The 24800-nt window shown below is 71.2% G+C and carries 21 protein-coding genes; 8 read left to right on the top strand and 13 right to left on the bottom strand.

Annotation, left to right across the window (positions count from 1 at the left end):
• Positions 1 to 42 precede the first annotated feature (42 nt).
• From LXT23_RS48465 to LXT23_RS48445, 5 genes are all read right to left on the bottom strand, one after another.
• The gene (locus tag LXT23_RS48465) at positions 43 to 1026 is read right to left on the bottom strand and encodes a hypothetical protein (protein WP_253987365.1); all 984 of its coding nucleotides are present in this window, start codon (positions 1024 to 1026) and stop codon (positions 43 to 45) included.
• 65 nt (positions 1027 to 1091) lie between these two features.
• The gene (locus tag LXT23_RS48460; protein WP_253987364.1) at positions 1092 to 1997 is read right to left on the bottom strand and encodes a hypothetical protein; all 906 of its coding nucleotides are present in this window, start codon (positions 1995 to 1997) and stop codon (positions 1092 to 1094) included.
• Positions 1998 to 2020: 23 nt separating this feature from the next.
• On the bottom strand, positions 2021 to 2374 hold the full coding sequence (locus LXT23_RS48455; RefSeq protein WP_253987363.1) for a hypothetical protein: 354 nt from the start codon (positions 2372 to 2374) through the stop codon (positions 2021 to 2023).
• Between the two features lie 46 nt (positions 2375 to 2420).
• Complete coding sequence (locus tag LXT23_RS48450; protein WP_253987362.1) at positions 2421 to 3611, bottom strand: Kelch repeat-containing protein; 1191 nt, start codon at positions 3609 to 3611, stop codon at positions 2421 to 2423.
• A gap of 80 nt (positions 3612 to 3691) precedes the next feature.
• Positions 3692 to 4078 (bottom strand): hypothetical protein, encoded by a 387-nt coding sequence (locus LXT23_RS48445; protein WP_253987361.1) that lies wholly within the window; start codon positions 4076 to 4078, stop codon positions 3692 to 3694.
• A gap of 231 nt (positions 4079 to 4309) precedes the next feature.
• Here LXT23_RS48445 and LXT23_RS48440 point away from each other — a divergent pair, with 231 nt between their 5' ends.
• A complete protein-coding gene (locus LXT23_RS48440; protein WP_253987360.1) occupies positions 4310 to 7909 on the top strand; it encodes a serine/threonine-protein kinase in 3600 nt (1199 codons plus the stop codon).
• A 36-nt stretch (positions 7910 to 7945) separates the two neighbouring features.
• Here LXT23_RS48440 and LXT23_RS48435 read toward each other — a convergent pair whose 3' ends face one another.
• Together LXT23_RS48435 and LXT23_RS48430 are read right to left on the bottom strand one after the other, a co-directional pair.
• Positions 7946 to 8452, bottom strand: coding sequence for a hypothetical protein (locus tag LXT23_RS48435; RefSeq protein ID WP_253987359.1), 507 nt, complete (start codon positions 8450 to 8452; stop codon positions 7946 to 7948).
• Between the two features lie 166 nt (positions 8453 to 8618).
• A complete protein-coding gene (locus tag LXT23_RS48430) occupies positions 8619 to 10235 on the bottom strand; it encodes a sigma 54-interacting transcriptional regulator (RefSeq protein WP_253987358.1) in 1617 nt (538 codons plus the stop codon).
• Between the two features lie 160 nt (positions 10236 to 10395).
• On the opposite strand from LXT23_RS48430, the gene LXT23_RS48425 reads away from it, so the two are divergent.
• Positions 10396 to 10983: a LysE family translocator gene (locus tag LXT23_RS48425; RefSeq protein WP_253987357.1), complete on the top strand. Its 588-nt coding sequence runs from the start codon at positions 10396 to 10398 to the stop codon at positions 10981 to 10983.
• On the opposite strand, the gene LXT23_RS48420 is transcribed toward LXT23_RS48425, so the two are convergent.
• The 3 genes from LXT23_RS48420 to LXT23_RS48410 all read right to left on the bottom strand — a co-directional run bounded on the left by LXT23_RS48420 (position 10949) and on the right by LXT23_RS48410 (position 13814).
• A complete protein-coding gene (locus LXT23_RS48420) occupies positions 10949 to 11830 on the bottom strand; it encodes an AraC family transcriptional regulator (RefSeq protein WP_253987356.1) in 882 nt (293 codons plus the stop codon). The two genes, LXT23_RS48425 and LXT23_RS48420, sit on opposite strands and share 35 nt — an antisense overlap.
• Positions 11827 to 12681, bottom strand: coding sequence for a hypothetical protein (locus LXT23_RS48415; protein WP_253987355.1), 855 nt, complete (start codon positions 12679 to 12681; stop codon positions 11827 to 11829). Before LXT23_RS48415 ends, LXT23_RS48420 begins: the two co-directional genes overlap by 4 nt.
• Positions 12682 to 12893: 212 nt before the next feature.
• The gene (locus LXT23_RS48410) at positions 12894 to 13814 is read right to left on the bottom strand and encodes a PhzF family phenazine biosynthesis protein (RefSeq protein WP_253987354.1); all 921 of its coding nucleotides are present in this window, start codon (positions 13812 to 13814) and stop codon (positions 12894 to 12896) included.
• A 100-nt stretch (positions 13815 to 13914) separates the two neighbouring features.
• Here LXT23_RS48410 and LXT23_RS48405 point away from each other — a divergent pair, with 100 nt between their 5' ends.
• Positions 13915 to 15318, top strand: coding sequence for an aminotransferase-like domain-containing protein (locus LXT23_RS48405; protein ID WP_253987353.1), 1404 nt, complete (start codon positions 13915 to 13917; stop codon positions 15316 to 15318).
• A gap of 6 nt (positions 15319 to 15324) precedes the next feature.
• Here LXT23_RS48405 and aspS read toward each other — a convergent pair whose 3' ends face one another.
• A complete protein-coding gene (aspS, locus tag LXT23_RS48400) occupies positions 15325 to 17142 on the bottom strand; it encodes an aspartate--tRNA ligase (protein ID WP_253987352.1) in 1818 nt (605 codons plus the stop codon).
• A gap of 190 nt (positions 17143 to 17332) precedes the next feature.
• Between aspS and LXT23_RS48395 the strand changes: the two genes are divergently transcribed.
• The 4 genes from LXT23_RS48395 to LXT23_RS48380 all read left to right on the top strand — a co-directional run bounded on the left by LXT23_RS48395 (position 17333) and on the right by LXT23_RS48380 (position 20963).
• Positions 17333 to 18463 (top strand): hypothetical protein, encoded by a 1131-nt coding sequence (locus LXT23_RS48395; RefSeq protein WP_253987351.1) that lies wholly within the window; start codon positions 17333 to 17335, stop codon positions 18461 to 18463.
• A gap of 23 nt (positions 18464 to 18486) precedes the next feature.
• Positions 18487 to 19782 (top strand): hypothetical protein, encoded by a 1296-nt coding sequence (locus LXT23_RS48390; RefSeq protein WP_253987350.1) that lies wholly within the window; start codon positions 18487 to 18489, stop codon positions 19780 to 19782.
• Between the two features lie 11 nt (positions 19783 to 19793).
• Complete coding sequence (locus tag LXT23_RS48385; RefSeq protein WP_253987349.1) at positions 19794 to 20546, top strand: hypothetical protein; 753 nt, start codon at positions 19794 to 19796, stop codon at positions 20544 to 20546.
• 186 nt (positions 20547 to 20732) lie between these two features.
• Positions 20733 to 20963, top strand: a complete 231-nt coding sequence (locus tag LXT23_RS48380; protein WP_253987348.1) for a YHS domain-containing protein — start codon at positions 20733 to 20735, stop codon at positions 20961 to 20963.
• Positions 20964 to 20975: 12 nt separating this feature from the next.
• Here LXT23_RS48380 and recJ read toward each other — a convergent pair whose 3' ends face one another.
• Positions 20976 to 22688 carry a single-stranded-DNA-specific exonuclease RecJ gene (gene recJ, locus LXT23_RS48375; RefSeq protein WP_253987347.1) on the bottom strand — a complete coding sequence of 571 codons (1713 nt, stop codon included), beginning with the start codon at positions 22686 to 22688 and terminating at the stop codon, positions 20976 to 20978.
• A gap of 227 nt (positions 22689 to 22915) precedes the next feature.
• Between recJ and LXT23_RS48370 the strand changes: the two genes are divergently transcribed.
• Entirely contained in the window at positions 22916 to 23515 is a 600-nt protein-coding gene (locus tag LXT23_RS48370) for a hypothetical protein (protein ID WP_253987346.1), read from the top strand.
• A 108-nt stretch (positions 23516 to 23623) separates the two neighbouring features.
• Here LXT23_RS48370 and secF read toward each other — a convergent pair whose 3' ends face one another.
• The gene (gene secF, locus LXT23_RS48365; protein WP_253987345.1) at positions 23624 to 24793 is read right to left on the bottom strand and encodes a protein translocase subunit SecF; all 1170 of its coding nucleotides are present in this window, start codon (positions 24791 to 24793) and stop codon (positions 23624 to 23626) included.
• Positions 24794 to 24800: the final 7 nt, after the last annotated feature.

Raw genomic sequence — 24800 nt, 5'->3', positions numbered from 1 at the left:
ACGCGAGCTGGCGGAGCATCCACGCTCCGGCTCCCCGGCTCCTCATGAGCCATACGCCTTCTTCATGGCCGCGACGAACTGCGCGGCGGTGATGTCCGGAAAGACGTACTTGAGCGCCCTGCCGGTAGCCTCCGGCGGGTACTCCGCAGCCGCGAGCGCCACGGCCAGGTCGGTCGCCTGGGCGACGGTGAGCCCGTACACGCCCACGACGGCGCTGGCAAGGTCGCTGGCGGAGACGTCCTGGAAGGCCACGCGGATTCTCGGCACGGCCTGCTGGAGCGTGAAGCCCGCCTTGCGAAGCTCCCGCGCGAGCGCGAGCGGAGTGGGCGTCGGGTAGGCCCGCTGGAGGGCCGCGACGAGCTGCGCGGCGGTGATGTCCGGGAAGCAGTGCTTGAGCGCGTTGCCGGCCTCCGTGAAGGGGAAGTCCGCCGCCGCCAGCCCCACGGCCAGCTCGGCCGCCTGGACGACGGTGAGCCGATAGCCTCTCTGCAACGCGGTGGCGAACGGCTCCACCGCGAGCCGGGGAAACTCCACCCGCAGGACGGGCGCGGCCTCCGGCACGGAATAGCCCGTGTCGCGAAGCAGCTCCGCGAGAGATTGTGGATCCAGGGACAGCGGGTGGAAGACCTCCTTCAGCAACGTGACGAGGCGCTGGGCACCGAGCGCCGGAAGGCCCGCCCTCACGCCTCGTGCGGTCTCGCGCAGCACGTAGCCCGCGGCCTTGAGCGCGCGGGCCAGCGGCTCCGCGTCCTTCACCGCGCCCGTCTCCACCAGTACCTGGCCCGCGTCCCGGCCGGGAATGGCCGCGTCGAACAGGCCCCGGGTCATGTCCGGAAGCGGGAAGCCCGCCTCGGCCAGCGAGGCCACCAGCCGCGCCAGGGGACGCAGCTCACGGCCTGCCTGGATGAGCAACCAGGCAGCCCGGGCGGGCGTGATGGGGTCCGCGCGAGCCAGCGCGCGCAACCCCCGCGCGGTATCCACGAGCGGAATCAAGGGGTGGCCGGAGGTCTGTGTCTCAGCATGCATCGGCGTGCTCCTGGCGCCCCGTGTCTCGGGGCATGGGAAGGGCGTCCCGCCATGGGGACGAGGAATCAGGCGGGGGACACCGACACGAGCGCACCGACGACCCCGAGGAGCTTCGCGGTGCCCTGGCCGCGGACCGCCTCGAGAACGGCCGTGGTCCCGGTCACCGCGGGCTGCCCCGCCTGGATGAACGCACCCGCCGTGGTTGCCGGGGCCACCCCTGCCTCCATCAGCACGCCCGCGGTCGTCGTCGCACCAACGCCGCCAGCGGTGAGGCCGGTGACGACCACCGCCGGGGCGAGCCCAGCGGCGATGGCCGCAGCCGCTGCAGCCGCTGCCGCGGCGGCCGCGGCGGCTCCGGCCGCCACGAGTGCCTGGTACGTGAGCACCACTGCCACGCCGCTGACGATGAGCATGGAGGCGATGGCGATGAGCGCATACCCGGAGGCCAGCAGGAGCGCGACCAGGCCGGCGATGGCCACCGGGCTCCAGTTCCGCAGGTCGGGGTTCGGCCGGGGCTCGAACGGGTCCTTGCCGTCCTTGTCCCGGGGCTTCCAGTCCTTGTCGAAGCAGTAGCAGGTGTCGACGGGGTCCTTGTGCAGCCCGACGAGGCTCCCACAGATGCAGATCTTCTTCTTCGCACGGGACAGCTCGACGGTGAGGCGCGCGTCCTTCAGGAAGATACGGTCGGTGATGCGGACGTCACCGAAGACGGCGGAGGCGGCGAGCGCCCTGTCCCCGAAGCGCAGTGTGAGCCGCGCGTCCTGGAGCCCCAGCACGTCGAGGCACCGTGCCCAGGCGGGAAACTGGAAGTCCTTGTCCTGGAGCAGGAACGCCACGAAGGCCCGCAGGCCGAGCTTCCCGCTCGACGGCTGGAGCTTCACGTCGAGCTGCCGGGTGGGAACCGCGTACTCCGTGACGATGGGCAGGCGGGCGAGGTCGAGCCTGGCGCTGAAGCGGCCGTCGAGCGACATGGTGTCTCCGTGGGAACGGGCCATCAGGGAAAGGCGAGGTGGCCGAGGGACAGGGTGCCCCGTACGAGGGGCGCGTCCTCGGGCCAGACCAGTGTCACGTCACACTTCTTCGTGGCGGGGTCCACGTCCAACCCCAGCAGCCGCATGGGAGCGCCGCCCTCCCCCGGGACGTTGAAGAGGGAGAGCTCGAACGCGGCGGCCGGAGCGGTGTCGTCGTGCTCCGGCACGTTCATCACGAGCCGATAGGGGACCTGGGGCGGGCCCTCGCCGTCGCCCAGGAGGAGGACGGTGGAGAGGTGGCCCGCGGTGACGAGGGGGCGGCCTTCGGCCGCGAGCCGCAGCGCCTCCTCGATGAGCTGAAGTACCTGCTCCGTCATGGTGCATTCCTCCGTGAGGGTGGCCGCGGGCCCTGTTGCCCGCACGTCAACTCAGGCGCAGCGCTTCCAGGAGGCTCAGCGAGGTGGGCGCGTCGTGTTCGCCCCCCACGGCGTAGAGGGTGTCGCCGATGCTCGCGGCGGAGTGGAAGTAGCGGGCCGATGGCAGCGGCGGGAGCGAGGACCAGGTGTCGGTCGCGGAGTCGTAGACCTCCACCGTGTCGAGCAGCCGCCGCCCCGTGTCGTGCCAGACGCCGCCGCCGATGGCGTACAGCTTCCCGCCCACCACCGCCATGGCGAGGTACGAGCGCGGGGTGGGCATGGGCTTCCGGGACGACCAGGTATCCGTCACGGGGTCATAGACCTCGTGTACCGCCAGCGGGGAGAACGGGGACTGGGAGGACCTACCGCCGATGGCATGCAGCAGCCCGCCCACGACGCCGACGGCCAGGCCATCCCTCGCGGTGGGCATGGGCGCCCGCTGCCGCCAGGAGTCCCCGGCCGCGTCGTACTCGAGGTTGGCCGAGGTGAACCGGACGGACCTGCTCATGCCGCCGACGACGTGGAGCTTCCCGCCCACCACGCCCAGGCCATGTCCCTGGGTGGCGATGGGCAGCTCGCGCCGCGCGGCCCAGGTGTCGGTCGCCGCGTCGTATGCGAAGTGGAGCGTGAGCGGGTTCGCCCCGCGCTGGGCGTCATCCCCGCCGAGGGCGTGGAGCTTCCCACCCACCACTCCCACGGCGAGGTTCCGGGCGCCGTGGACGGCGGGCATCGGGGCCAGGCGCGTCCAGGTGTTGGTGGCGGGGTCGTACGCCTCGTTCCCGCTGGAGGGCCGCGTGGACTGGCCCGCGATGGCGAGGAGCCTGCCTTCGACGACGCCCACGCCCAGCATGCTCCGCGGCGTGGGCATGGAGGCCAGCGCCATCCACGTGGGGCGGGTGTCGTAGCCTGCGGCCTTGAGCGCAGCCGCGAGCCGCTCCGGCGTGAGCCCCGGCCAGGCCGCCACGAGCGCGTCCGACATCTGCCCGGCCGTCGTGTCCGGGTAGGCCCCGCGCAGCGCGCGGGCGGAGTCCTCGGGGGTGAAGCCGTTGTCCGCGAGCAGCTTCGCCATCTCCTTCAGGGACAGGCGCTGCTCGCCCGGCGGAGCGGGGCGGCACATCGCGTACGCGTCCGGTTCGTGCGGAACGTCCTGGGTGGGCTCCGGCATGGGGGCTGTCGTCGCTTCGGCGGGTCGCTTCATGAGGCTTCTCGTCACCGGGAAGTGTTGAGGAAACGAGACCCGCGCGCGGGCGGGCCTCGTGAAGGAAGACTCCGTGCGGCTCAGGCCTTGGGCTTGCGGCTGAGCTGGAAGTTGATGGCGCTCAGGGCGAACGTGTCCGGGACGATGGGAATCTTCCCGGGCCAGCCCAGCACGACGCTGAAGGTCTTCTGCACCGGCGCCACCGCGACGCCGAGGATCTTCAGGTCCGGATCCTCGGGCTTGGGCGCGGGCGTGGTGAGCGACAGGTCGAAGGACGTCGCGTCCTGGGCCTTGGGGTCGGGGATGGTCAGCGCGAACTTGAAGGGCCTGTTCCTGATTTCGACCGTCGTCCCGACGACGCCGGTGAACACCAGGGGCGGGTCCACGTCGGCGGGCAGCGGGGTCACCTCGCACGCCGGGACAATCTGCGGGCTCGTCACGACGGCCTTCGAAGCATTCTCTGCCATGGTCGGGTTCTCCATTTCGAATGAGGGCTGGCCGGCACGCGCATCGCCGTGCGGCATGGCAGGGGTTTGCACCCGATATGCCAGTGCCTTCCCGAGCCGGGCTGCCCGAGTGAGGGCCCGTCGCGTAGACCCCTTCGCGGGGCTCACCTATCCTCCGGGAAGCGTGCGCCACGCGTGGCGCGTCGAACGTCGACGCGTGGAGGGGATGGGCATGTCGACGGACAGGACCCGATGAGCACCAGGCACGAAGAGGACGAGGCCGAGCTGCGCATGGCGGTGGCCGAGGGGCTCATTTCGCGCGAGGAGGCAAGGCTGCTGCGCGAGCAGGCCCGCACTCTCTCGCGCGGCCCACTGGAGCTGCTGGCGGCGCAGGGGCGCTACTCGGAAGAGACGCTGGCCCCCCTGCTGCGGGCGGCACGGGAGGCCGCGCGCGAGCGTGAGGCGCGGGAGCAGGGCTCGCCGACGCTGCCGCTCTCCCCCTCGAAGAAGGAGGACACGACGGCGGAGGAGCCGGCCTTCCCCGTGCCCCACTGGGAGCGCTACCAGTGCGTGCGCTTTCTGGGCCAGGGTGGCATGGGCCAGGTGTTCCTCGCCCATGACGCCCGGCTGCGCCGCGACGTGGCCCTCAAGTTCGTCCGGGGCGAGGACGCGGCGCTCGTGCGGCACCTGCTCTCCGAGGCCCGCGCCCAGGCGCGAGTGGAGCACGAGCGCGTGTGCCAGGTGTACGAGGTGGGCGAGGTCCAGGGCCGCCCCTTCATCGCCATGCAGTACGTGGACGGCCAGCCGCTGCACCACCTGCGGGGCGAGCTGGGCGTCGAGCAAAAGGCGCTGCTCCTCCGGGAGGCCGCGGAGGCGGTGCATGCCGCCCACCGCGCGGGCCTCATCCACCGCGACCTCAAGCCCTCCAACATCCTGGTGGAGCGCACGGAGGACGGCCGCTTCAAGCCCTTCGTCATGGACTTCGGCCTGGCGCGGGACTGGACGGAGCTGGGCGCCACGGCCACCGGAGCGGTGCTGGGCACGCCCCACTACATGTCGCCGGAGCAGGCCCGGGGCGAGGTGAAGCGGCTGGACCGCCGCGCGGACGTCTACGGCCTGGGCGCCACGCTCTATCACCTCCTCACCGGCCAGCCCCCCATCCCCGGGGAGAACGGGCTGGAGGTGCTCACCCGCATCTCCACCCAGGAGCCGCTCCCTCCCCGCGCGCTGGACCCGGACATCCCGGTGGACCTGGAGGCCATCGTCCTCAAGTGTCTGGAGAAGGACCGCTCCGCCCGCTACGACTCGGCGCGCGCCCTGGCCGAGGACCTGGACCGCTTCCTGCGCGGGGAGCCCGTCCACGCGCGCCCCGTGGGCCCCCTGTCCCGCCTGCGGAGGCGGCTGCGCAAGCACCGGCTGGTGGTGGGCGTGGCTGTGGTGGCCCTGCTGCTGGTGGGCGGCGCGCTGGGCTGGGCGGGACTCACGCGCCGGGAGGCCTCTCGGCGCGAGGGGCTCGCGCGCCGCTTCACCGAGCGGGTGGAGCGCATCGAGGCGCTGGCCCGCTACACCGGCCTCTCCCGGCTGCACGACACACGCGCCGACAGGGCGCTGCTGCGCGCGCGCATGGCGGAGCTGGACGCGGAGATTCGCGAGGCCGGCGCGCTGGCCGTGGGGCCGGGCCACTACGCCCTCGGGCGCGGCCACCTGGCGCTCGGAGACGACGCGGCGGCGCGAACGTCCCTGGAGGCGGCGTGGAGCCATGGCTTCCGCGAGCCCCGCGTCGCCTACGCGCTGGCACTGGCACTGGGTCGTCAGTACCAGGAGCGGCTGCTGGAGGCCGAGCGCCTGCGCGGCCGCGAGCAGCGGGAGGCCCGCCTGAAGGACCTGCAGCGCGAGTACCGGGAGCCGGCCCTGGACTGGCTGCGCAGGAGCGAGGGCGCCGACGTGCCCTCCACCGACTACGTGGCCGCGCTGCTGGCCTTCTACGAGGGCCGCCATGAAGAGGCCCTGGAGCGCCTGGACGCGCTCGGCGACCGGCTCCCCTGGTTCCACGAAGCCCCCCTGCTGAGAGGTGACATCCTCCAGGCCCGCGCCGCCCGGCGCTGGAACCAGGGGGACCGCGAGGGGGCCCTGGCCGACTTCGACGCCGGCCGCCGCGCCCATGCCTCCGCCGCGGCCACCGCGGAGAGCGAGCCCGACGTACATGAGTCCCTGGCGAGGCTGGAATACACCGCGATGGTGATGGAGCTCTATGGCCAGGGCGACGTGCTGCCGCCCTTCACCCGTGGAATGGAGGCCGTGGGACGCGCGCTGAAGGCGGACCCCGGGCACCCGAGGTCCCTGGTGCTGAAGGCGCGCTTCCACAACCGTCTGGCGGAGCACCGCATGCGCCAGGGCGGGGACGTGGAGGGCCCGCTCGGCGAGGCCATGGCCACCGCGCGCGTAGCCCTGGCGCTGGTCCCCCCGCCGCCCAAGGCCCGCTCGGAGCTGGCGCAGAGCCTGTGGCGCCGGGCGCGGTTCCAGCAGGGCCGCGGGCTGGACCCGGGGGAGTCCCTGCGCCAGGCCGTGGACGCGCTCGCGGGCCTCCGTCCCGAGGAGCAGGACTACGAGTTCCACGCCCTGCTCGGCCTCATCTACAAGACGTGGGCGGACTACGAGGACCAGACGGGCGTGGACTCGCGGCCCCACCGGGGCCAGGCCATCGCGGCGTACCGCGAGGCCATCCGCGTGGACGAGCGCCTGCCGGACGCGTGGATCAACCTGGGCATCGCGTTTCTCACGCGGGCCACGCATGCGAAAACCACGGACTCGGAGGGGGACCTGGAGCAGGCCCGGCTCGCGCTCGCGCGCTCCCGCGAGCTCAACCCGGGCAACTACGTCCCCTACTTCCTGGGCGGCACGCTCCACGCGGAGCTGGCGCGGCGGCGGCGGGACGGAGGGGGCGACGCCCGGCCGGACCTGGCCACCGCGGCGGAGCTGTTCCAGCGCGGGGCCGCCATCAACGCCCAGGTGGCCCAGCTCCACAACGGCCTGGGCTCCACGCTGCTGGAGCAGGCGCGGGAGACCTGGGAGCGCGGAGGCGACCCCTTCCCCGTGCTCGAACAGGCCCGGGCCGCCTACGCGCGCGCCGTGGCCGTGGCGCCCCGGGAGGGCTTCGGGCACAACAACCTCGGAGAGGTCCACGTCGAGCGCGCCACGTACCGCGTCCTCGCGGGCGAGGCTCCGGACACCGACCTGCGGGAGGCCGAGGCGGCCTACCTGAAGGCCATCGACCTGCTCCCGGGACTCGCCCTGCCCCGGGCCAACCTGGCGCGGGCGCGCTTCACGCGCGCGCTCTTCGAGCTGGAGCGGGGCACGGAGCCACACGCGAGCCTGGACGGGGCGGAGGAGGCCCTGCGCGGCGCCTTCGAGCGCAATGCCCAGGAAGCCCAGGCGTGGCTGTACCAGGGCGAGGTGCGCGGCGCGAGGGCCCGCTGGCGGGCACAGCGGCGCGAGGCGCGCGAAGAGGACTTCGGCGAGGCCGCCCGCGCCTTCGAGAAGGCGCTCGAGCTGGAGCCCCGGCGCCTGGACGTCCGCGTCGCGTTCGGCCACTTCTGCCGCGAGTGGGCGCTGTGGCGGAAGCAGGCGGGGCAGGACACGCGCCCTCCCCTGACACGAGGCCTCGCGCTGACGGACGCGGTGCTGGCGGCACGCCCCGAGTGGGCGGACGCGCTGCTGCTGCGCGCGGCGCTCGGTGAGGTGGCGGGAGAGGCGCGGTCCCGTGAGGACCTCGTGAGGGCCCTCGCGCTCAACCCGGGACTGGAGCCCTGGTGGAAGCGCCGCTTCGCGCGGCGGCTCGCCACCGCGGAGTGAGCCGCGCACCGAGGACAGGCGTGCGCGGCCCCGGGGCTACCCGTCCTGCGTCTCGGTGCTCGTGGCCACCTCCAGCGTGCCATTGAGCGGAACGATTTCCGGGCCAGCATCGGGGCCCGCGAAGCCGCGACACTCGCCCGAGAGCCCGTAGGCCCCATTCGTGGCGGCGGCCTTGATTCTCTTCACGTGAGTGCCCCCATCCCCGGGGACCCTGAACGACAGCTCTCCGCCATGGAAGGGGTTCTCCTTCAAGCCCGCGTCCACGGTGAGGTCCACGTCACCGCACGTCGAAGTGAAGTTGAGGGTCGCGTTCTTCTTGAGGCACACGCCGCTCGGGACGAGCCCGCTGGCCTGAAGCGTGAAAGTGGCCTCGTCCACGCCCATCCCTCCATCCGCGCACTTCGGCTTCGTCGCCTGCTCCTCCGGGGGGAGCTGCTGGCGCCCGGTGCAGGCCCCCAGCCCCAGCATCGACACCACCACCATGACAGGACCGAGAGACAGGCCCGCGCGCCCCTTCGACACTCCGGCAATCCGCATTCGCATGTGCATCCTCCGCGCCGGCTCATCGCAAGGCGCATGCCGTCCACGTAAGCACACGGGAGGACAGGGAGCGGCCGCGGACGTCTTCGCCCCCACGTATCAGCCCGGGGCTTCCACGCGTGGAACGGAGGTGCTCGACGCGAGGAACACGCCGATGCCCCGGGCCTCCTCAGCCATTCCCCGCGCCGAGCCCGAGCTCCTTGATGCGGCGGCCCAACGCCCGCTTCGAGACCTCGAGGCGCTGGGCCATGACGTCGAGGTCTCCGCGACACTCCTGGAAGCAGCGGGTGAGCTCCTCCACGCTGAGGTCTCCGGCGGTCCGCAGGTTGGGGCTTCGCTCGATGAGGTCGTAGATGGAGGTCCGGTGGATGCCGAGCCGGTCGGCGGCCGCCTGGAGGTCCCAGCGGCTCTCGCGCAGGGCGCCGAGCAGCTCCGTCTCGGTGATTTCGGACGGCTTGCGGCGGAGCGCGGCCGCGGCGCGGGGCTCGGACGCGGATGGCGAAGACGCTTCGGCGGGGCGGCCGGTGGGCACGGCCGTGACGGCGCACAGCTCCTGCTCGAGCTGTTCGTCGAGCCGCAGGGTCGGCCGCCCCCGGTTGCCGATGACGAGCTGCCGCGCCACGTTGCGGAGCTGGCGGATGTTGCCCGGCCAGTCGTGGAGGACCAGCCGGGTGGCCAGCGACGTGGGCAGCCAGGGCTCGGCGAAGGCGTCCGAGGGCGTCAGCCGTCCCACCTCGCCCAGCGCCTCCATTTCCTCACGGGCGAAGTGGTGGAACAGCCGGCCGATGTCCTCGCGCCGCTCGCGCAGGGGCGGCACGCGGATGCTGTAGCCGGACAGCCGGTGCATCAGGGGCGCCTTGAACCGCCCGTCGCGGATCTGCTCCTCCAGGTGCGCGTCCGTCGCGGCCACCAGCCGCACGTCCACGGTGATGGGCGAGCGCTCCCCCACCGCGTAGATTTCCCCTGTCTCCAGGGCGCGCAGCAACATCACCTGGACCTCCGGTGGCGCCTCGCCCACCTCGTCCAGGAACAGCGTCCCGCCGTGGGCCGCCTGGAAGAAGCCCTGCTGGTCCTTCACAGCGCCCGTGAAGGCACCCTTTCGCGAGCCGAAGAGCTCCGCGGCGGCCAGCTCCTTCGGAATCGCGCCCAGGTTGACGCTGATGAATGGCCGCTCGCGGCGCGGGCTCCGCTGGTGGATGGCGCGGGCAATCAGCTCCTTGCCCGAGCCCGTCTCGCCGCGGATGAGCACCGGCACGGCCAGGTCCGCGACCTGCTCGACGTGCTGACGCACGCGCTGGACGCCCAGGCTGGCGCCCACCATGCCCAGCGCGTCCATGGCGCCGGCCGGTTCGGGGTCCGCCAGGTGCAGCAGCAGCGCCACGCGCCCGGCCAGCTCCAGGGGCACTCCGGCCGCGACCTCCTGGGCACTGAGCTCCCAGCTCCCCAGAAGCGCCCCTCCCGCCACCGTCACCGGGCTGCCCTCGCCCGGGTCCAGGCGGATGGCGCCCTCGATGCCTGGGAGGAACGTGAGCGGCTTGCGGCTCAGGAAGGGGTCCGCCAGGTGCATGCCCAGTGCGGCGCCGGGGCGCTCGAAGTCCGGCACGTTTCGGGAGAGGGCCACGGGCTGGCCGCGCGTCAGCGCCTCCAGCAGGAGCCGCTCGCCCACGCGGAAGGGCATGGGGTGTGACAGGAGGGTGAGCGCCGGGACGAGCCTGAGCCCCCGTGTCTCGCCGACGCGCTCTCGCGCCGCGGCCGTGGAGATGTCATCGATGACGGGCTCGCGCATGGCCTGGGGATGGTCCTGGAGGTCCCGCTACCATACCCGAGCGGCGCCGACGTCAGGCAGGCCCGTCGAGCGCGGAGCGCGAGGGCACTTTCCTTCAATACGCCCCGGGCGCCAGCACCTACCGTCGGCCAGACACTTCCCCTGAGCCGGCGAGACCTTCATGAGCATCTTCTATTCCATGGCAGCCTTTGCCCTGGCCGCATCGATTACGCCGGGCCCCGTGAACATCGTGACCCTGAGCACGGGCGCCCAGTTCGGACTGCGCGCGGCCATGCTGTACGTGACGGGAGCCACGGTGGGCTTCACCCTGCTGCTGTTGCTGCTGGGCCTGGGGTTGTACGAGGTCCTGGAGGTCTGGCCGTTCCTGACGGTGGCCCTCCGTGCGGGCGGGGTCGCGTTCATCCTGTACATGGCGTGGCGGCTGGCGATGGATGACGGCACGCTCAGCACCGCGAAGCCTGGCGCCGCCCCGACGTTTCTCCACGGCGCAACCATGCAGTGGCTCAACCCCAAGGCCTGGCTGGCCTCCGTGGCGGGGATGGGCGCCTTCGCGGCGGACCGGGAGCCCTCGCGGGTCTGGCAGTTCGCGGCCGTGTACTTCGTGGTCTGCCTGGGCTCGATGGCCTGCTGGGCCTACGCGGGGACCTTCATGCGCCTCTACCTGGACAACCCCGCGCGAGTGCGACTGTTCAACCGCGTCATGGCCGCGCTGCTCATCGGCTGCGCTGTCTACCTGCTCCTGTCCTAGCGAGCGCCTTGGACGGCGCCTGGTATTGCCCTGGCGTGGCCGCCAGCAGCTGTTTGAAGGCACGCTGCAGGTGGGCCTGGTCCGCGAAGCCTGCCTCATGGGCAACCTCGGCAATGCCGTGGCCCCGCCTGAGCTGGGCGCGGGCGAACTGGATGCGTTGGTTGACCAGGTAGGCATGGGGCGTCATGCCGTAGCGCTTCTTGAACGCACGGATGAGGTAGGACGCGGACAGCTCCGCGGCCTGACAGACGTCCTCGAGCTTGAGAGGGCGCGTGCAGTTGTCGCTAATGAAGTCGGCTGCACGCTCCAGCCTGGCGTTCGCCTGCCGCAGCGGTGATGCCGAGGGATTCAGGTGCTGCTGCGTCTGCGTGAAGAAGGCGACGGCCGCGCTCTGCTGTTGCAGGGGCTCGGCGTCGGGAGCGGTCAGCACGTCGTAGAGCTGATTGAACGCAGCGTAGAGGCCGGGCTCGGTCGTCAGGATGCGGGCAAAGGGGTGGTAGCCCTGGTTCGCATCGAGTCCCAGCTCATGCTGGAGGCTGGCCAGCCAACGGGTGTCCACATACAGCATCCGGTACGACCAGGGCTGGTCCTCGATGGGGTTGCAGGCATGGACATCGCCCGGATTCATCACCACCACGGCCCCGGGCCCCACCCTCCTGCGGGCGGTCTGGTTCAGGTAGGTGCTCTGCCCGCCGGTGATGACGCCGATGGAGAAGGTCTCGTGGAAATGCTTCGCGTAGCAGACCTTGCGCCCGTCGTGGACCTCGCGCGCCTCGATGAAGGGCAGCCGGTCATCGCGCCAGAAGCGGGAGACCGGCACCACGTTGTCACCGCTCACATCGTTCATTGCGTTGGCTCCCACGCGGACATCCGGTCGAAGTCCTCGGAAGTATAACGGCCAGTCTCGAGTCCATTGGTCACCCACGCGCCCTGGAGCTTCAGGGACTCGCGCATGGCCCGGTAGGCCTGCACGTCGGTGAGGCTGGGGGCGACTCCGCCGCCAATGTCCTTCACCGTCTCCGGCGTGGTCCACATCCTGTCCCCCACCTTCCGGTCGAACATGAAGTTGTGGTTGTGGACGTGGGCCACGAGCGCGAAGCCCCGCGCGACGTCCGTGGCGACCCGCTCCCGCACCTCGTGCCGGAGACTGCCTCCGGCGCGGTCCGCGCCCGACAGGTAGATGCGGATGCGCCCCTGGCCGCGCAGGACGTAGGCGCCGAACTCGGTGGGATGCTCGAGCATCGGGTAGCGCCGGGACTGCCACTGGAAGAGCCTCCACTCCAGGCAGGAGATGACCCCCACCTTTCCGGCGCTGCCATCGAGCACGCGTGACACGTTCTCCGTCTCGCGCTGCATGGGCTTGCCGACCATGGCGGCGTGCATCGCGTGGATGCGCTCCAGGAGGGCGCGGTGGCCCAGCCCCTGCTCTCCCAGCCGGGCCGCCAGGGCGTCACGGTAACGCGTGCGCTCTTCGTCCATCGGCGCCGGAGCCCACCACTCCGGACCGTCCGCGACCTCGAAGACCTCGTGCAGCTCGCCGGGGTACGGGTTCTTGGCCACCGTGATGACGGCCTCGGGAGTGGCGGGGAGCTCGCAGGCCGCACTGGCCCGGGCCACGGTGGGCGCGTCCGGATGAGCGGTACGGCACGCCGAGGTCATCAACAGCACGGCCGCCAGGAGAGCTGCGTTCGCATTCATGGGCACGCGAGCATAGCGCCCCGCGACGGCCCCGCCGATGCGGTCTTCCGGACTACGAGCGACGGCCCGTCGGACCTGCGAGCGGCGCCGGGCCGTGGGCTTGAGACGCGGCGCGGATTCGAGCCCCCGGACCGCGCTTCCGCCCTACCTGTCTGCCTGTCGGACAGGTTTTCCTGTCGCTCGCCCGCAGTCCCTCCCACGGGCGCCGCACCTCACGCGCGCAGCGTGCCCTCGAGGACGGTCACCGCGACGCCGCCGATGCGTGCCCGCTCGGGCTGGCCCGCGCTGCCCGTCACCTCCACCTCCACCCGCCCCGGCTTGCCGATGGCATCCCCCTGCTCGATGCGAGCCCGCACCGTGCCGCCCCCGGCCGGCAGCGCCACCACACCGTGACTCGCCAGGTACATGCCGAGCGGCCCCGAGGCCGAGCCCGTCACCGGGTCCTCCGCCACGCCCAGTCCCGGCACGAAGTAGCGCGAGTGCGCCACGCTGCCCGCCTCCCGCGTCTCACGGGTGAAGACATAGACGCCCTTCACCCCATGAGGCGCCAGCAGCTCCGCGAGCGCCCCACCCTTCGGCGCCAGCTCCCACACGTCCGCCTGGCGGCGCAGTGGAATCATCAGCCGGTGCGCGTTGCGCCGCACCGGGAGCGACGGGTCCACCATGGCCGCCGTGCCGCCCACCAGCGCCATCACCTGCTCCACCGGCACCGGGCTCTCCAGGAACGGATTGCGCGGAGTGACAATCCACACCCGGCTGCCCTTCGCGCCCACCGGCTCCAGCTCCACGTCGAGCGTCCCCGCCGCGCACTCCAGCCGGTACGTCCCCGAGCGCCCCAGCAGCCCGCGCTCCGCCAGCAGGTGGAACGTGGCCACGGTGGCGTGGCCGCAGAAATCAATCTCGTCCGTCGGCGTGAAGTACCGCAGCCGGACGAGGCTCTCCCCTGGAGGCGACAGGAGGAACGCCGTCTCCGACGCCCCTACCGCCGCCGCGATGCGCTGCATGGCAGCGGCATCCAGTCCCGCCGCGTCCAGCACCACGCCGGCGCGGTTGCCGGCCCCCGGAGTCTGAGTGAAGGCATCCACGATGGTCACCTGCATGACGCGCACCTCTCCCTGTCGCGGCGGCCTCATGGGTCCGTCCCGCGTGAATTGTACCGACACGCCCATCCAATTGAATCGATACAATGGATGCATTGCGCGCAGGCCGGCGTCAACCGTATGAATTGTCACCATGACAAGCTGGACGCCGCAGCTCCGGGGCCGGGACGGCCCGCTCTACAAGGTCATCGCGGACGCGCTGGCCGCGGACATCGACGAGGGACGCCTGGCGCCGGGCACGCGCCTGCCCACGCACCGTGAGCTGGCGGAGAAGGTCGGCGTCACGGTGGGCACCGTCACGCGGGCCTACTCGGAGGCCGAGCGCCGGGGCCTCATCGGCGGCGAGGTGGGCCGGGGCACCTTCGTGCGGCACAAGGACACGCCCCGCCACTTCCCTGCCCCCACGCCGGACACGGGGGACGACGCGCTGGTAGAGCTGGGGCTCAACTGGCCGGCCACGCCTCCGGGAGACCCGGCGGGCACGGCGCTGCGCAAGACGCTGGACGCGCTCCAGCGCTCACCGCGTCTGGCCGAGCTGCTCGACTACCAGCCGCCCGCGGGAACGCTCGCGCACCGGGAGGCTGGAGCGGCGTGGCTGTCCCGCTTCGGCCTGGAGGTGGGCTCGGAGCAGGTGGTGGTGTGCTCGGGAGGCCAGCACGCCATGGAGGTGGCGCTCTGCGCCCTCACCCGCCCTGGTGACACGGTGCTGGCCGAGTCGCTCACCTACCCGGGCCTGAAGGTCCTCGCGAACCGGCTGCACCTGCGGCTCCACGGCGTGGCCATGGACGAGCAGGGCCTCAAGCCGGACGCGCTGGAGGCCGCCTGCCGGAGTGGCGCGAAGGTCCTCTTCTGCCTGCCCAACCTCCAGAACCCCACCGGCTCGGTGATGCCGGAGGAGCGCCGCCGCCGCATCGCCGCGGTGGTGCGCAAGCACGGGCTCACCGTGGTGGAGGACGACGCCTACGGGCTGCTGCTCGACAAGCGCCCGCCTCCGCTGTGCACGCTGGTGCCGGAGTCCGGCTGGTTCATCGGGGGCGTGTCCAAGCTGCTCGCGCCCGGGCTGCGCATCGGCTACCTCGCGGCGCCCGCCGGAGTGGGCACGGGGCGCCTCGCGGAGGAGGCCGTCCTGGCCACGCGGATGACGCCGCCGCTGATGGCGGAGGTCGCCGCGCGGTGGATTCAGGACGGCACCGCCGACGAGCTGGTGGTCCGCCGCCGCCGTGAAGCCCAGGAGCGGCTGGAGCTGGCGCGCGAGGTGCTCGGAGACCTGCTGCCGAAGCCCCTGCGCGCGCCCACCTACCACCTCTGGCTGCAGCTCCCGGCGGGCTGGCGCGCGGAGTCCTTCACCGCGCAGGCCCGGCGGCGCGGCGTCTCCGTCACGCCCGCTGAGCTGTTCACCGTGGGCCCCGCCACCGCGCCCGCCGCGGTGCGCGTGTGCCTGGGAGCGCCCCGCACCCGCGCCTCGCTGGAGAAGGGCCTGCGAAGGCTGCGCGAGACACTGGAGGGAGGGCCGGAGCCGCTCGCCTCCATCGTCTGACGCCGACTACTTCTGCGGCGGCGGCACGGGCCGCACGTGCAGCTCCTTGAGCTGCTTGTCGTCCACGTCGCCCGGGGCGCCCGTCATCTGGTCCGTGCCCGTCTTCGTCTTGGGGAACGGAATCACGTCGCGCAGGGACTCGGCGTTGGTCAGCAGGAAGGCGAGCCGGTCCATGCCCAGCGCGATGCCACCGTGCGGCGGCGCGCCGAACTTGAGCGCGTCCAGCAGGAAGCCGAACTTCGTCTGGGCCTCCTCGTCGCTGATGCCCAGCGCCTTGAACACCTGCGCCTGGATCTTCGGGTCATGGAGGCGGATGGAGCCGCCGCCAATCTCGAAGCCGTTGAGCACCACGTCGTAGCGGTGACACTTCACCCGGCCCGGGTCCGACAGCAGGAAGTCCACGTCCGCGTCGTGCGGCCGCGTGAAGGCGTGGTGCGCCGCCGCCCAGGTGTTCGTGTCCTCGTCGAACTCGAACAGCGGCGGGTTCACCACCCACAGGAACTTCCAGTTGCCGCCGCTGCCGTACTCCGGAATCAGCCCGAGCTTCTTGGCGATGTGCACACGCAGGTTCGCCATCACCGTGTGGACCAGCGCCTCCTTGCCGAACTGGAACACGATGAGGTCGCCCGTCTTCGCGCCCACCGCCCCGTTGATGGCCTGCCGCAGCGCCGGGCTGATGGTCTTCGACAGTGGAGACTGCGTCCACTCGCCGCCCTCGCCCACCTTCGCGCGAGCCAGGCCCTTGGCGCCGGCCTGCTTGGCGAACTCCTCCAGCTTGTCGCTCTCCGCGCGGCTCATCGCCTTGTCCGCGGGGATGACCATCGCCTTGACGATGCCCTTGTTCTGCACCGCCTCGAACATCATGGGCACGCCGCCGCCCTCGCCGTGCTCGCGAATCAGGTCCGTGAGCACCGTGTGCTCCAGTCCGAAGCGCAGGTCCGGCTTGTCGTTGCCGTACTTGGCCATGGACTCGTAGAAGTCCATCCGCATGAAGGGCGTGGGGATGTCGATGCCGAGCACCTCGCCCCACAGCTTCTTCAGCAGGCCCTCGATGATGGTGAAGATGTCGTCCTGGTTGACGAAGCTCATCTCCACGTCGATCTGCGTGAACTCGGGCTGCCGGTCCACGCGCAGGTCCTCGTCACGGAAGCACTTGACGATCTGGAAGTACCGGTCGAAGCCGGCCACCATGAAGAGCTGCTTGTAGAGCTGCGGGCTCTCCGCGAGCGCGTAGAACTTGCCCGCGTTCATCCGGCTGGGGACCAGGAAGTTGCGCGCGCCGCCGGGCGTGTACTTGCCCATGAACGGCGTCTCCAGCTCCAGGAAGCCGTTGCCCACCATGTACGAGCGCGTCAGCGCGTTCATCTTCGAGCGCGTCATCAGCGACTTCTGCAGCGGCGCCCGGCGCAGGTCCAGGTAGCGGTGCGCCAGCCGCTTCTCCTCCGAGGTGTCGATGTTGTCCTCGATGGGGAACGGCGTCGGCTCCGAGCGGTTGAAGATGGTCAGGTCGGTCGCCTTGACCTCGATTTCACCCGTCTTCATCTTCGGATTCACATTCTTGCCGCGCGACACCACCTTGCCACGCACGCCGACGCAGAACTCCAGCCGCAGGCTGCCCGCCAGCGTGTGCGCCTCCGCGGCATCCGGCTCGAACACCACCTGGGTGAGCCCCTCCCGGTCTCGCAGGTCGATGAAGACCGCGCCGCCGTGGTCTCGGCGGTTGTGCACCCAGCCGAAGAGGACGACCTCCTCGCCGACATTGGCGCCGGTGAGCTGGCCGCAATTGTGGGTACGCTTGACCTCGGAGATGAACGGGACCGCCATGGACAAGACCGCCTGCTGGGTTCGGAGGATGGGAAAGCGCGGCACCATACGGATCGTGGAAACGATGCGTCAAGGAATCCGCGCGGGCCTGACTGCTCTCAAACGGTCGGTTTTCGTGGCGCTTCCTGACGCGCATCCTGCCTGCCAGCCCGCCCCGCAACTTCCGGCCGCCTCGCGGGTTGTTCACCGGATGCAGGGGGAGCCCCGCCTCGCGTTCCGCCCCACCGGCCGGCTGGCCCGGGGGCTCGCCGTGCTCATGTTCGCCGCCACGGTGCTGGCGGCAGCGCCGGCGCGCGCGGGGGCCGGCGACGTCACCGCGTCGACGGAGGTCAGCGCGGGCCGGGACTTCCGCGCCTGGAGCCTGCTGGGCGACGTGGAGCTGCGCGACGACGCCACCTTCCTCACGGTGGGCTACACCGTCGCCCGTCCGGAGAAGGGCACCGCGCCCACCCACCAGCTCGCCCTGGGCGTGGACCAGGCGCTGGGGGACCACTGGCTGGTGTCCGCCTCGGCGAGCGTGGGGCTGCCCAAGAGCACGCACGTCGTCGTTGCACCCGCGCGGCCGAGGCTCGGCCTGCCCGGCCTGGATGCGCGCACCGGCTACTCCAGCCAGGCCCTGCTGCTGTCGGCCGCGTATGACTCGGCGGGTTTCTCCGGCGTGGAGTACGGCCTGGACGCAGGCGTCTCGCTCACCCGCTACCCGCTGAGCCGCGAGCTGTTCCTCGCCAACCGCGCCGGGGAAGCGCCGCTCTACGCCCGCGAGGAGCTGCTCTGGATTGCCCGGCCCTCGCTGGGCGCCCGCGTGCTCCTGGGCCTGCGCTGGGAGCTGGGCCTGCGCGCCGGCCTCACCCTGTACAGCGACGACCCGCTCTCCGCCGGCCAGTTCACCGACGCGGAGGTGGCGGAGCTGGCGCGCCGCTTCGAGAGCGCCGTGGAGGCCCGCCGCGCCCTCTTGGGCCTGCGCGAACGCATCAACCGGGACCTGGGCTCCGGGCTGGCGCGCCGGGTGTCGGACGTCAACGCCACCACCGGCATCCCCACCGCCCCCTCCCGCTTCGACCTCAAGCCCTCGCTCACCTGGCGCCCCCACCCCGCCGTCCGGGGGCAGCTGTCCTACGCCTTCACGCGCTACGTGCCCGGAGAGGGCCTGTCCCACGTCCTGGCCACCCGCTGGACGGTGCGCCTGGGCGCGCCGGTGCGCGTGTGGGCGTCGGTGGCAGTGCAGCAGGACCACCTGGGGGGCCAGGACGGGAGCGAGGCGGAAGAGCCCTCCCGGGTCCGTTCCGGGCTGGTGACGGTCGGGGGGGAATACACGTTCTGAGCGGTCCGGAGTAAAACGGCGTCATGCTCCGAACAGTCATTGCCGCCACCGCCGTGCTGGGCCTGGGCGTCGGCTGCGCGCCCGAATCGAGCGCACCCGTCAAGGTCAGCGCCCTGGTGCTCAACAGCAACGGCGAGTACGCCCCTCAAGAGGTCGAGCTCAAGACGATCTCCGACATCGTCGGCCTCAACGGCTCCGTGGCCGACTTCCGGGGAGGCGCCCGCATCGTCTTCGACTCGCAAGACCAGGACCTCGCCACCGCTCGCACGCCCGAGGCCATCGCCGCCGCCCTCTTGAAGGAGGAGGGCTACGACGTCAGCGCCAGCTACATCGACCAGGGCGGCGTCCTGTGGCCGGCGGACTTCCACACCTGGAACATGGTGACGGCGTACTACAACCTCGAGCGCGCCTTCGACTACTTCCAGAACGTGGGCAACGTCCCGGCGGCCGACTTCAAGAAGCCCGTCACGACGTACTACTTCCCCGAGTTCGTCATCGCGGACGTGGACAAGGACCCGCTGCTCGACAACGCCCTCTACTTCTCGTTGATGGAGTCGTTCATGGTGCTGCCGTTCGACAAGCTCCAGCGCGCGCCCCTGGCCATCAACGCCGGCATCATCGCCCACGAGTACTCGCACCGCGTCTTCAACCTGAAGGCCTACGGCGGCAGCCCCATCCCGGAGGCGCTGTCCTTCTGGTCGTCCTCGGCGGGCCCCAGCCCGGGCGCCAACATCCTCAAGGCCTTCGACGAGGGCCTGGCGGACTACCACGCCTACGGCAGCACCTGCCGCTCCACCAAGGGGTGTGACGCGAAGTTCTTCTCCACGTCCTTCCACGGCGAGACGTACGGGCAGATCACCACCAACCGGGACTTGTCCAACACCAGCCGCTGCATGACGTCCGCCCTGCGCGAGCAGCTGCGGGTCATGAACCTGGGCGAGTTCAGCGGCGCCGGCAAGGAGTACGAGGTCGGCACCCTGCTCGCCAGCGCGCTCTACCAGGCGGGGGAGAACACCGGCCAGCGCGAGGTGCTCATCCGCTCCATCGTCGCCGCCTACAACGACGAGGACCCGAAGAAGCCCGGCCTCTTCCAGCTCGCGAAGAACAACCTGTCGGACCAGACGAAGTTCACCCTGGCCGTGGCCGCGGGCGCCATCATCACCCACATCACGGACCTGCGCCTGAAGGAGGCCGTCTGCAACGAGCTGATGGACCACCTGCAGATTCCCCGCGAGCAGCTCGTGGGCACCGACCCCAACATGTGCCCGGCCAGCGCCAACGGCGGTACCCAGTGCACCCTGCTGCCCCCCGAAGAATGAGGACCCACCCCGTGAAGACCTGGCTCGTACGCTGCCTCCTGGGCGGCCTCATTCTTTCCACCCCCGCCCTGGCGCAGGACGAAGACGAAGACCCCTACGCCACCCCGGACGAGGAGTCCTCCCGCTCCAGCGACGACGACTACAACCGCCCGGAGCCCGTGGACCAGACGGACGAGTTCCGCGAGGTGTCCGAGCAGGAGGGCGAGGACGGCGACTTCCAGCGCATGTCCGGTCTGGATGACCCGAACCTGGGCGTGGCCGTGGAGCTCATCGCCGGCGCCCTGCTGGTGGACAGCTCCCGCGGCGAGTTCTCCGACAACCTCCTGGGGCTCGGCGTGCGCGCCACCTGGGAGTTCGGCCGCATCCTCGACAACGAGGCACTGCGCGAGGCCCTGTGGGCCGACCTCCGGTGGACCTACGGCGGCCTCAGCGACGGCACCGCGTTCATCTCCGGCGACACCAGCCTCCACTACTTCACCATCGCCCCGGCCTATGAGCTGAAGCTCGGCAAGTCCGACTTCGGCTTCTTCGCCCAGGCGGGTGGCGGCCTCGCCTACCAGGCCACCTCCATCACCGTGGACGCGGACGTGACGAAGGTGAACGGCCTCAAGCCCGTGCTCCAGGGCGGCGTGGGCTTCCGAGGCCGCCCCAGGCTGACGTCCAGCGGCAACCTCCGCCTCGCCTTCCGCGTGGAGGCCCTCGCCTTCCGCCGCGGCTACATGAACGACTTCTTCCTCGGCGGCAGCCTCGGCACCGCCTTCTGAAGAACACTCCGCGCGCGCCGCCCCTGCCCTTCAGGGTGGGGGCGGCACCGGAAAAAACTCCACCCTTCCATCCTCCCCAGCCCCTCGGCTCCTTGCTGTCCCAAGGAGGTGGGGACTGGCACGCCTCCTGCTGAGTGGCAACCTTCGGGTGGGGGTTTCAGCCCCCTGGGGGTCGGGAGGCGAGTGATGAAGGGCGTGCAGCAGGGACAGGGGCGGCACTTGGATCCCGTGTGTGGGAAGGAATTGGACACACCGGAGGGACAGCCCACCGCGGAGTACAAGAAGCGCCGGTACTTCTTCTGCTCGGAGCGGTGCCGTCACACCTTCGAGCGGCAGGCGGAGCGCTTCCGCTTCAACGAGCTGGCCCGCGTCGGCGCGCTGATGACGCCGGGCCGGGTGCGCTGGGGGATTGCGTAGCCCCGGCGCGCCTCATGCAGCCCTGCGCAGGTCCTTGAGGCGCAGCGACAGCTTGCGCTGGCCCCGGAAGGTGTCGAAGCCGGCCTGGAAGGCCAGGTCCACCGGGCCCTCGACGAGCGTCACCCGGTCCGCCATGCCGAAGCCGATGGCATCCAGCTCCGGCGCGTCCGCGAGCGCCAGCTTGAGGTGGCCGTTGCCGCTGCCCGACTTGGACTGCAGCACGCGGGGGCGGGCCACCTGACGGCGCAGCACCAGCACCGGCTCCGGGTTGCCCTGGCCGAAGGGCCCCAGGCGCTGGAGCGACTCCACCGCGCTGGCGTCCAGCTCGTGCGGGTGCACCACCGCGTCCACCTTGCAGCGGGGGATGAGGTCCTCGGGCGAGAGGCGCTGGAGGGCAATCTTCTCGAAGGCCTCCCGGAAGGCGGGCAGCCGGTCCGCGTCCACGGTGAGGCCGGCGGCGTGCTTGTGGCCGCCGAACTTCGACAGCAGCTCCGAGCAGCCGCTGAGCGCGTCGTAGAGGTGGAAGGCCTCGATGCTGCGCGCGGAGCCCTTCCCCACCCCGTCCTTCACGCCCACCATGACGGTGGGCCGGTAGTAGCGCTCCACCACGCGCGAGGCGACGATGCCGATGACGCCCGGGTGCCAGCCCTCGTCGTAGAGGACGAAGCCGCGCGCGTCCTTGCGCTCCTCGGCCTGGGCCAGCGCCTGCGTGAGGATGCTGCTCTCGATTCCCTGGCGCTCCGCGTTGGCCCGGTCCAGCACCTGCGCCAGCGAGCGCGCCGTCTCCGGCGACTCCGAGCAGAGCAGCTGGAGGCCCAGCGACGCGTCATGCAGGCGGCCCGCGGCGTTGATGCGGGGCCCGAGGCGGAAGCCCACCTGGCCCGCGGTGACGGAGGCGTCGGGGTCCATGCCCGCCACCTCCTTGAGGGCCCTCACGCCCGGCCGGCGGCCGGCGCCCAGCTCCAGGAGGCCATGGGACACCAGGATGCGGTTGGCGCCGGTGAGGGGCACCACGTCCGCCACGGTGGCCAGCGCGACCAGGTCCATCATCGACCGGAGGTTGGGCTCCTTGCGGGTGGCGAAGAAGCCGTCGTCGCGCAGCCGCTTGCGCAGGCCCATGCAGAAGTTGAAGGCCACGCCCGCGGCGCACAGCGCCTTGGTGGGGTACTCACAGCCGGGCTGGTGCGGGTTGAGCACCGCCACCGCCGGAGGCAGCGTGGGCGGCACCGTGTGGTGGTCCACCACCACCACGTCCAGGCCCAGCTCCTTCGCGCGGGTGATTTCCGCCACGGAGGTGATGCCGCAGTCCAGCGTCACCAGCACCCGCGTGCCGTCCGCGGCGATGCGCTCCACCGCGGCCAGGTTGAGGCCGTAGCCCTCGTCCAGGCGGTGGGGAATGTACGTGGCGGGAGGCGCGCCCAGTTCCTTGAGGAACAGGTAGAGCAGCGAGGTGGAGCACACCCCATCCACGTCGTAGTCCCCGTAGAGGGTGACCTTCTCCCGCGTGCGCAGCGCGCGCGTCAGCCGCTCCACCGCGGCGGGCATCCCCTTCATCCGGAACGGGTCCGGCAGGTCCGCCAGCTTGTCGGACAGGAACGCGGAGGCCGCCTCCGGGGTGCGGTAGCCACGGTGCAGCAGCACCTTCGCCGCGAGCGGATGGAGCGACAGCTCCCCGGCCAGGGACGCCACCTCCTCGTCGACCACGTCTGGAAGCAACCACCGCACGCGCAGCACCCCTCTCGGCCCCTCCCTGGTGGGGAGGTCGCCGGGACGAATTCTTGACAAGGAGACAGTACCTCAGACGTCTGACGAGGGAAGGTCAACCTTGGGCACGACACTTCCCTTCCTGAACGGAGGTTCAGGCATGCGCCCGTCCGTTCGCCTGCTCTCGAGGGGCATGGCGGACAGCCGGTGCACAGCTTGAGCCGCACACCACCTGACAGGAGGATGGAATGTTTGGACGAGGCATCTGGACGGGTGCGCTGCTCATGTCCCTGGCCGCGGCGGGCACCGCGTCCGCGCAGGAACGCAAGGAGGGCAAGCGGGGAGACGTCAACGTGTTCCTCCGTGGCGGTGTGGGCGACTACACCGGAGGGCTGGGTGACGTGACGAGCACCGGGCCCGCCTGGGGCGTGACGCTCAACGTGCAGCCCACGACCTTCCTCGGCTTCGAGCTGGGCTACGAGGGCTCGCAGAACGGGCTGGATGACGTCCGCCTGCTGGAGGAGCCCTCGCTCGTGCGCCAGGGCGGCAGCGCGCTGCTGAAGCTCTCTCCGCCCTTCCTCACGGCCATCCGCCCCTTCGTGGGCGCGGGCCTGGGCATCTCCTACGTGGACGTGCGCGGCGCGGCGGCGGACCTCTACGGCTCGGACACCATGCAGGAGGTGCCGCTGGCGGCTGGCGTGGAGTTCAACAGCGGCGCCCTCACCGCGGGCTTCCGGACCACCTACCGTGTCCTCCTCAACGAGGGCTTCGCCGAGGTGCCCGTGGACGCCGATGACGACGATGGCGGCCTGCTGGACGCATCCCTCACGCTGGGCGCGCGCTTCTGACGTGACGCGCGGCTGGCGCTGAAAACACCGAGGGCCCTGACTCCCCACTCGTGGGAGCACAGGGCCCTCGTCGTGTCTCACGTGCCTCCCGCCGGGGAGGCGCGAGCGTCACGCCACCTTGGGCTGCTGGTTGTCGATACCGCCACCCGCGCGGGCCGCCTTCGCCGCGGCGCGCTCGTCCAGCCAGATGGTCAGCGGGCTGGCGATGTAGATGGTCGAGTACACACCGACGACGATGCCCACCAGCATGGCGGCGGCGAAGTCGAAGATTTCCCCCACACCGAAGATGAGCAGGCCGATGAGCGACAGCGCCGTCGTGGTGGAGGTGAGGATGGTGCGGCCCAGCGTGTCGTTGACCGCGATGTTGATGACCTCCGCGAAGGGCTTGCCCTTGAACTTGGCCATGTCCTCACGGATGCGGTCGTAGATGACGATGGTGTCGTTCACCGAGTAGCCGACGACGGTCAGCAGCGCGGCGATGGCCGTCAGGTTGAACTCGCGCCGCGTCACCAGGTAGTAGCCGGCGACCATGATGACGTCGTGGACCATGGCCAGCAGCGCGCCCGGGCCGAACTTGAAGTCGAAGCGGAACGCCACGTAGATGAGGATGGCGACCATGGAGTACAGCAGGGCCATGATGCCGCGGTTGCGCAGCTGCTTGCCCACCTGGGGGCCCACGTAGTCCACGCGGCGCTGCTCGAAGTCCGGCTGCGCCTGGCCCTGGTTGAGCGCCTCGTTCACCTTGTCCGCCATGCCGCTGGCGACGACCTGGTAGTCGAAGCCGCCGCTCTGGGACTCCCCCAGCTCGCGGACCTCCTGCACGCCGGTGCCGCTGCCCACCACCGCCTTCTTGATGGCGTCGGGCGCCAGCGCGGTGTTGGCGCGCAGGTTGATGATGCCGTTGGCCAGGTCCGAGTTGACGCTGCGCACACTGCCCAGCCCCTCGATGGCCGCCTTCGCCTTGGCCGCGTTCTCCTCGTTGAGCTGCGTGACGCCGCCCATGCGGATGAGGAACGCGTTCTCCGACGCGCCGCCGATGTTCTGCACACTGACGTCCTGGAGCCCGCCCTTCTGGGCGCGCTCGCGGACCTGCTCCGCGGTGATGTCGTGGTTGAACTTCACCTCGACCACCGTGCCGCCGGCGAAGTCCACGCCCAGGTTGAACCCGAACGCGGCGATGCCGATGATGATGAGCAGGTTGATGACGGTGGACAGGAACACGGCCGGCTTGCGCTTGCCGATGAAGTCGATGTTCGTCTTGTTCTTGAGAATCTGCATGGCGGTT

The organism is Pyxidicoccus xibeiensis (assembly GCF_024198175.1).
GTDB classification, from domain to species: Bacteria; Myxococcota; Myxococcia; order Myxococcales; family Myxococcaceae; genus Myxococcus; species Myxococcus xibeiensis.
The sequence above is the reverse complement of the archived record's forward strand: the minus strand, read 5'-3'. Positions and strand labels throughout refer to the sequence as shown.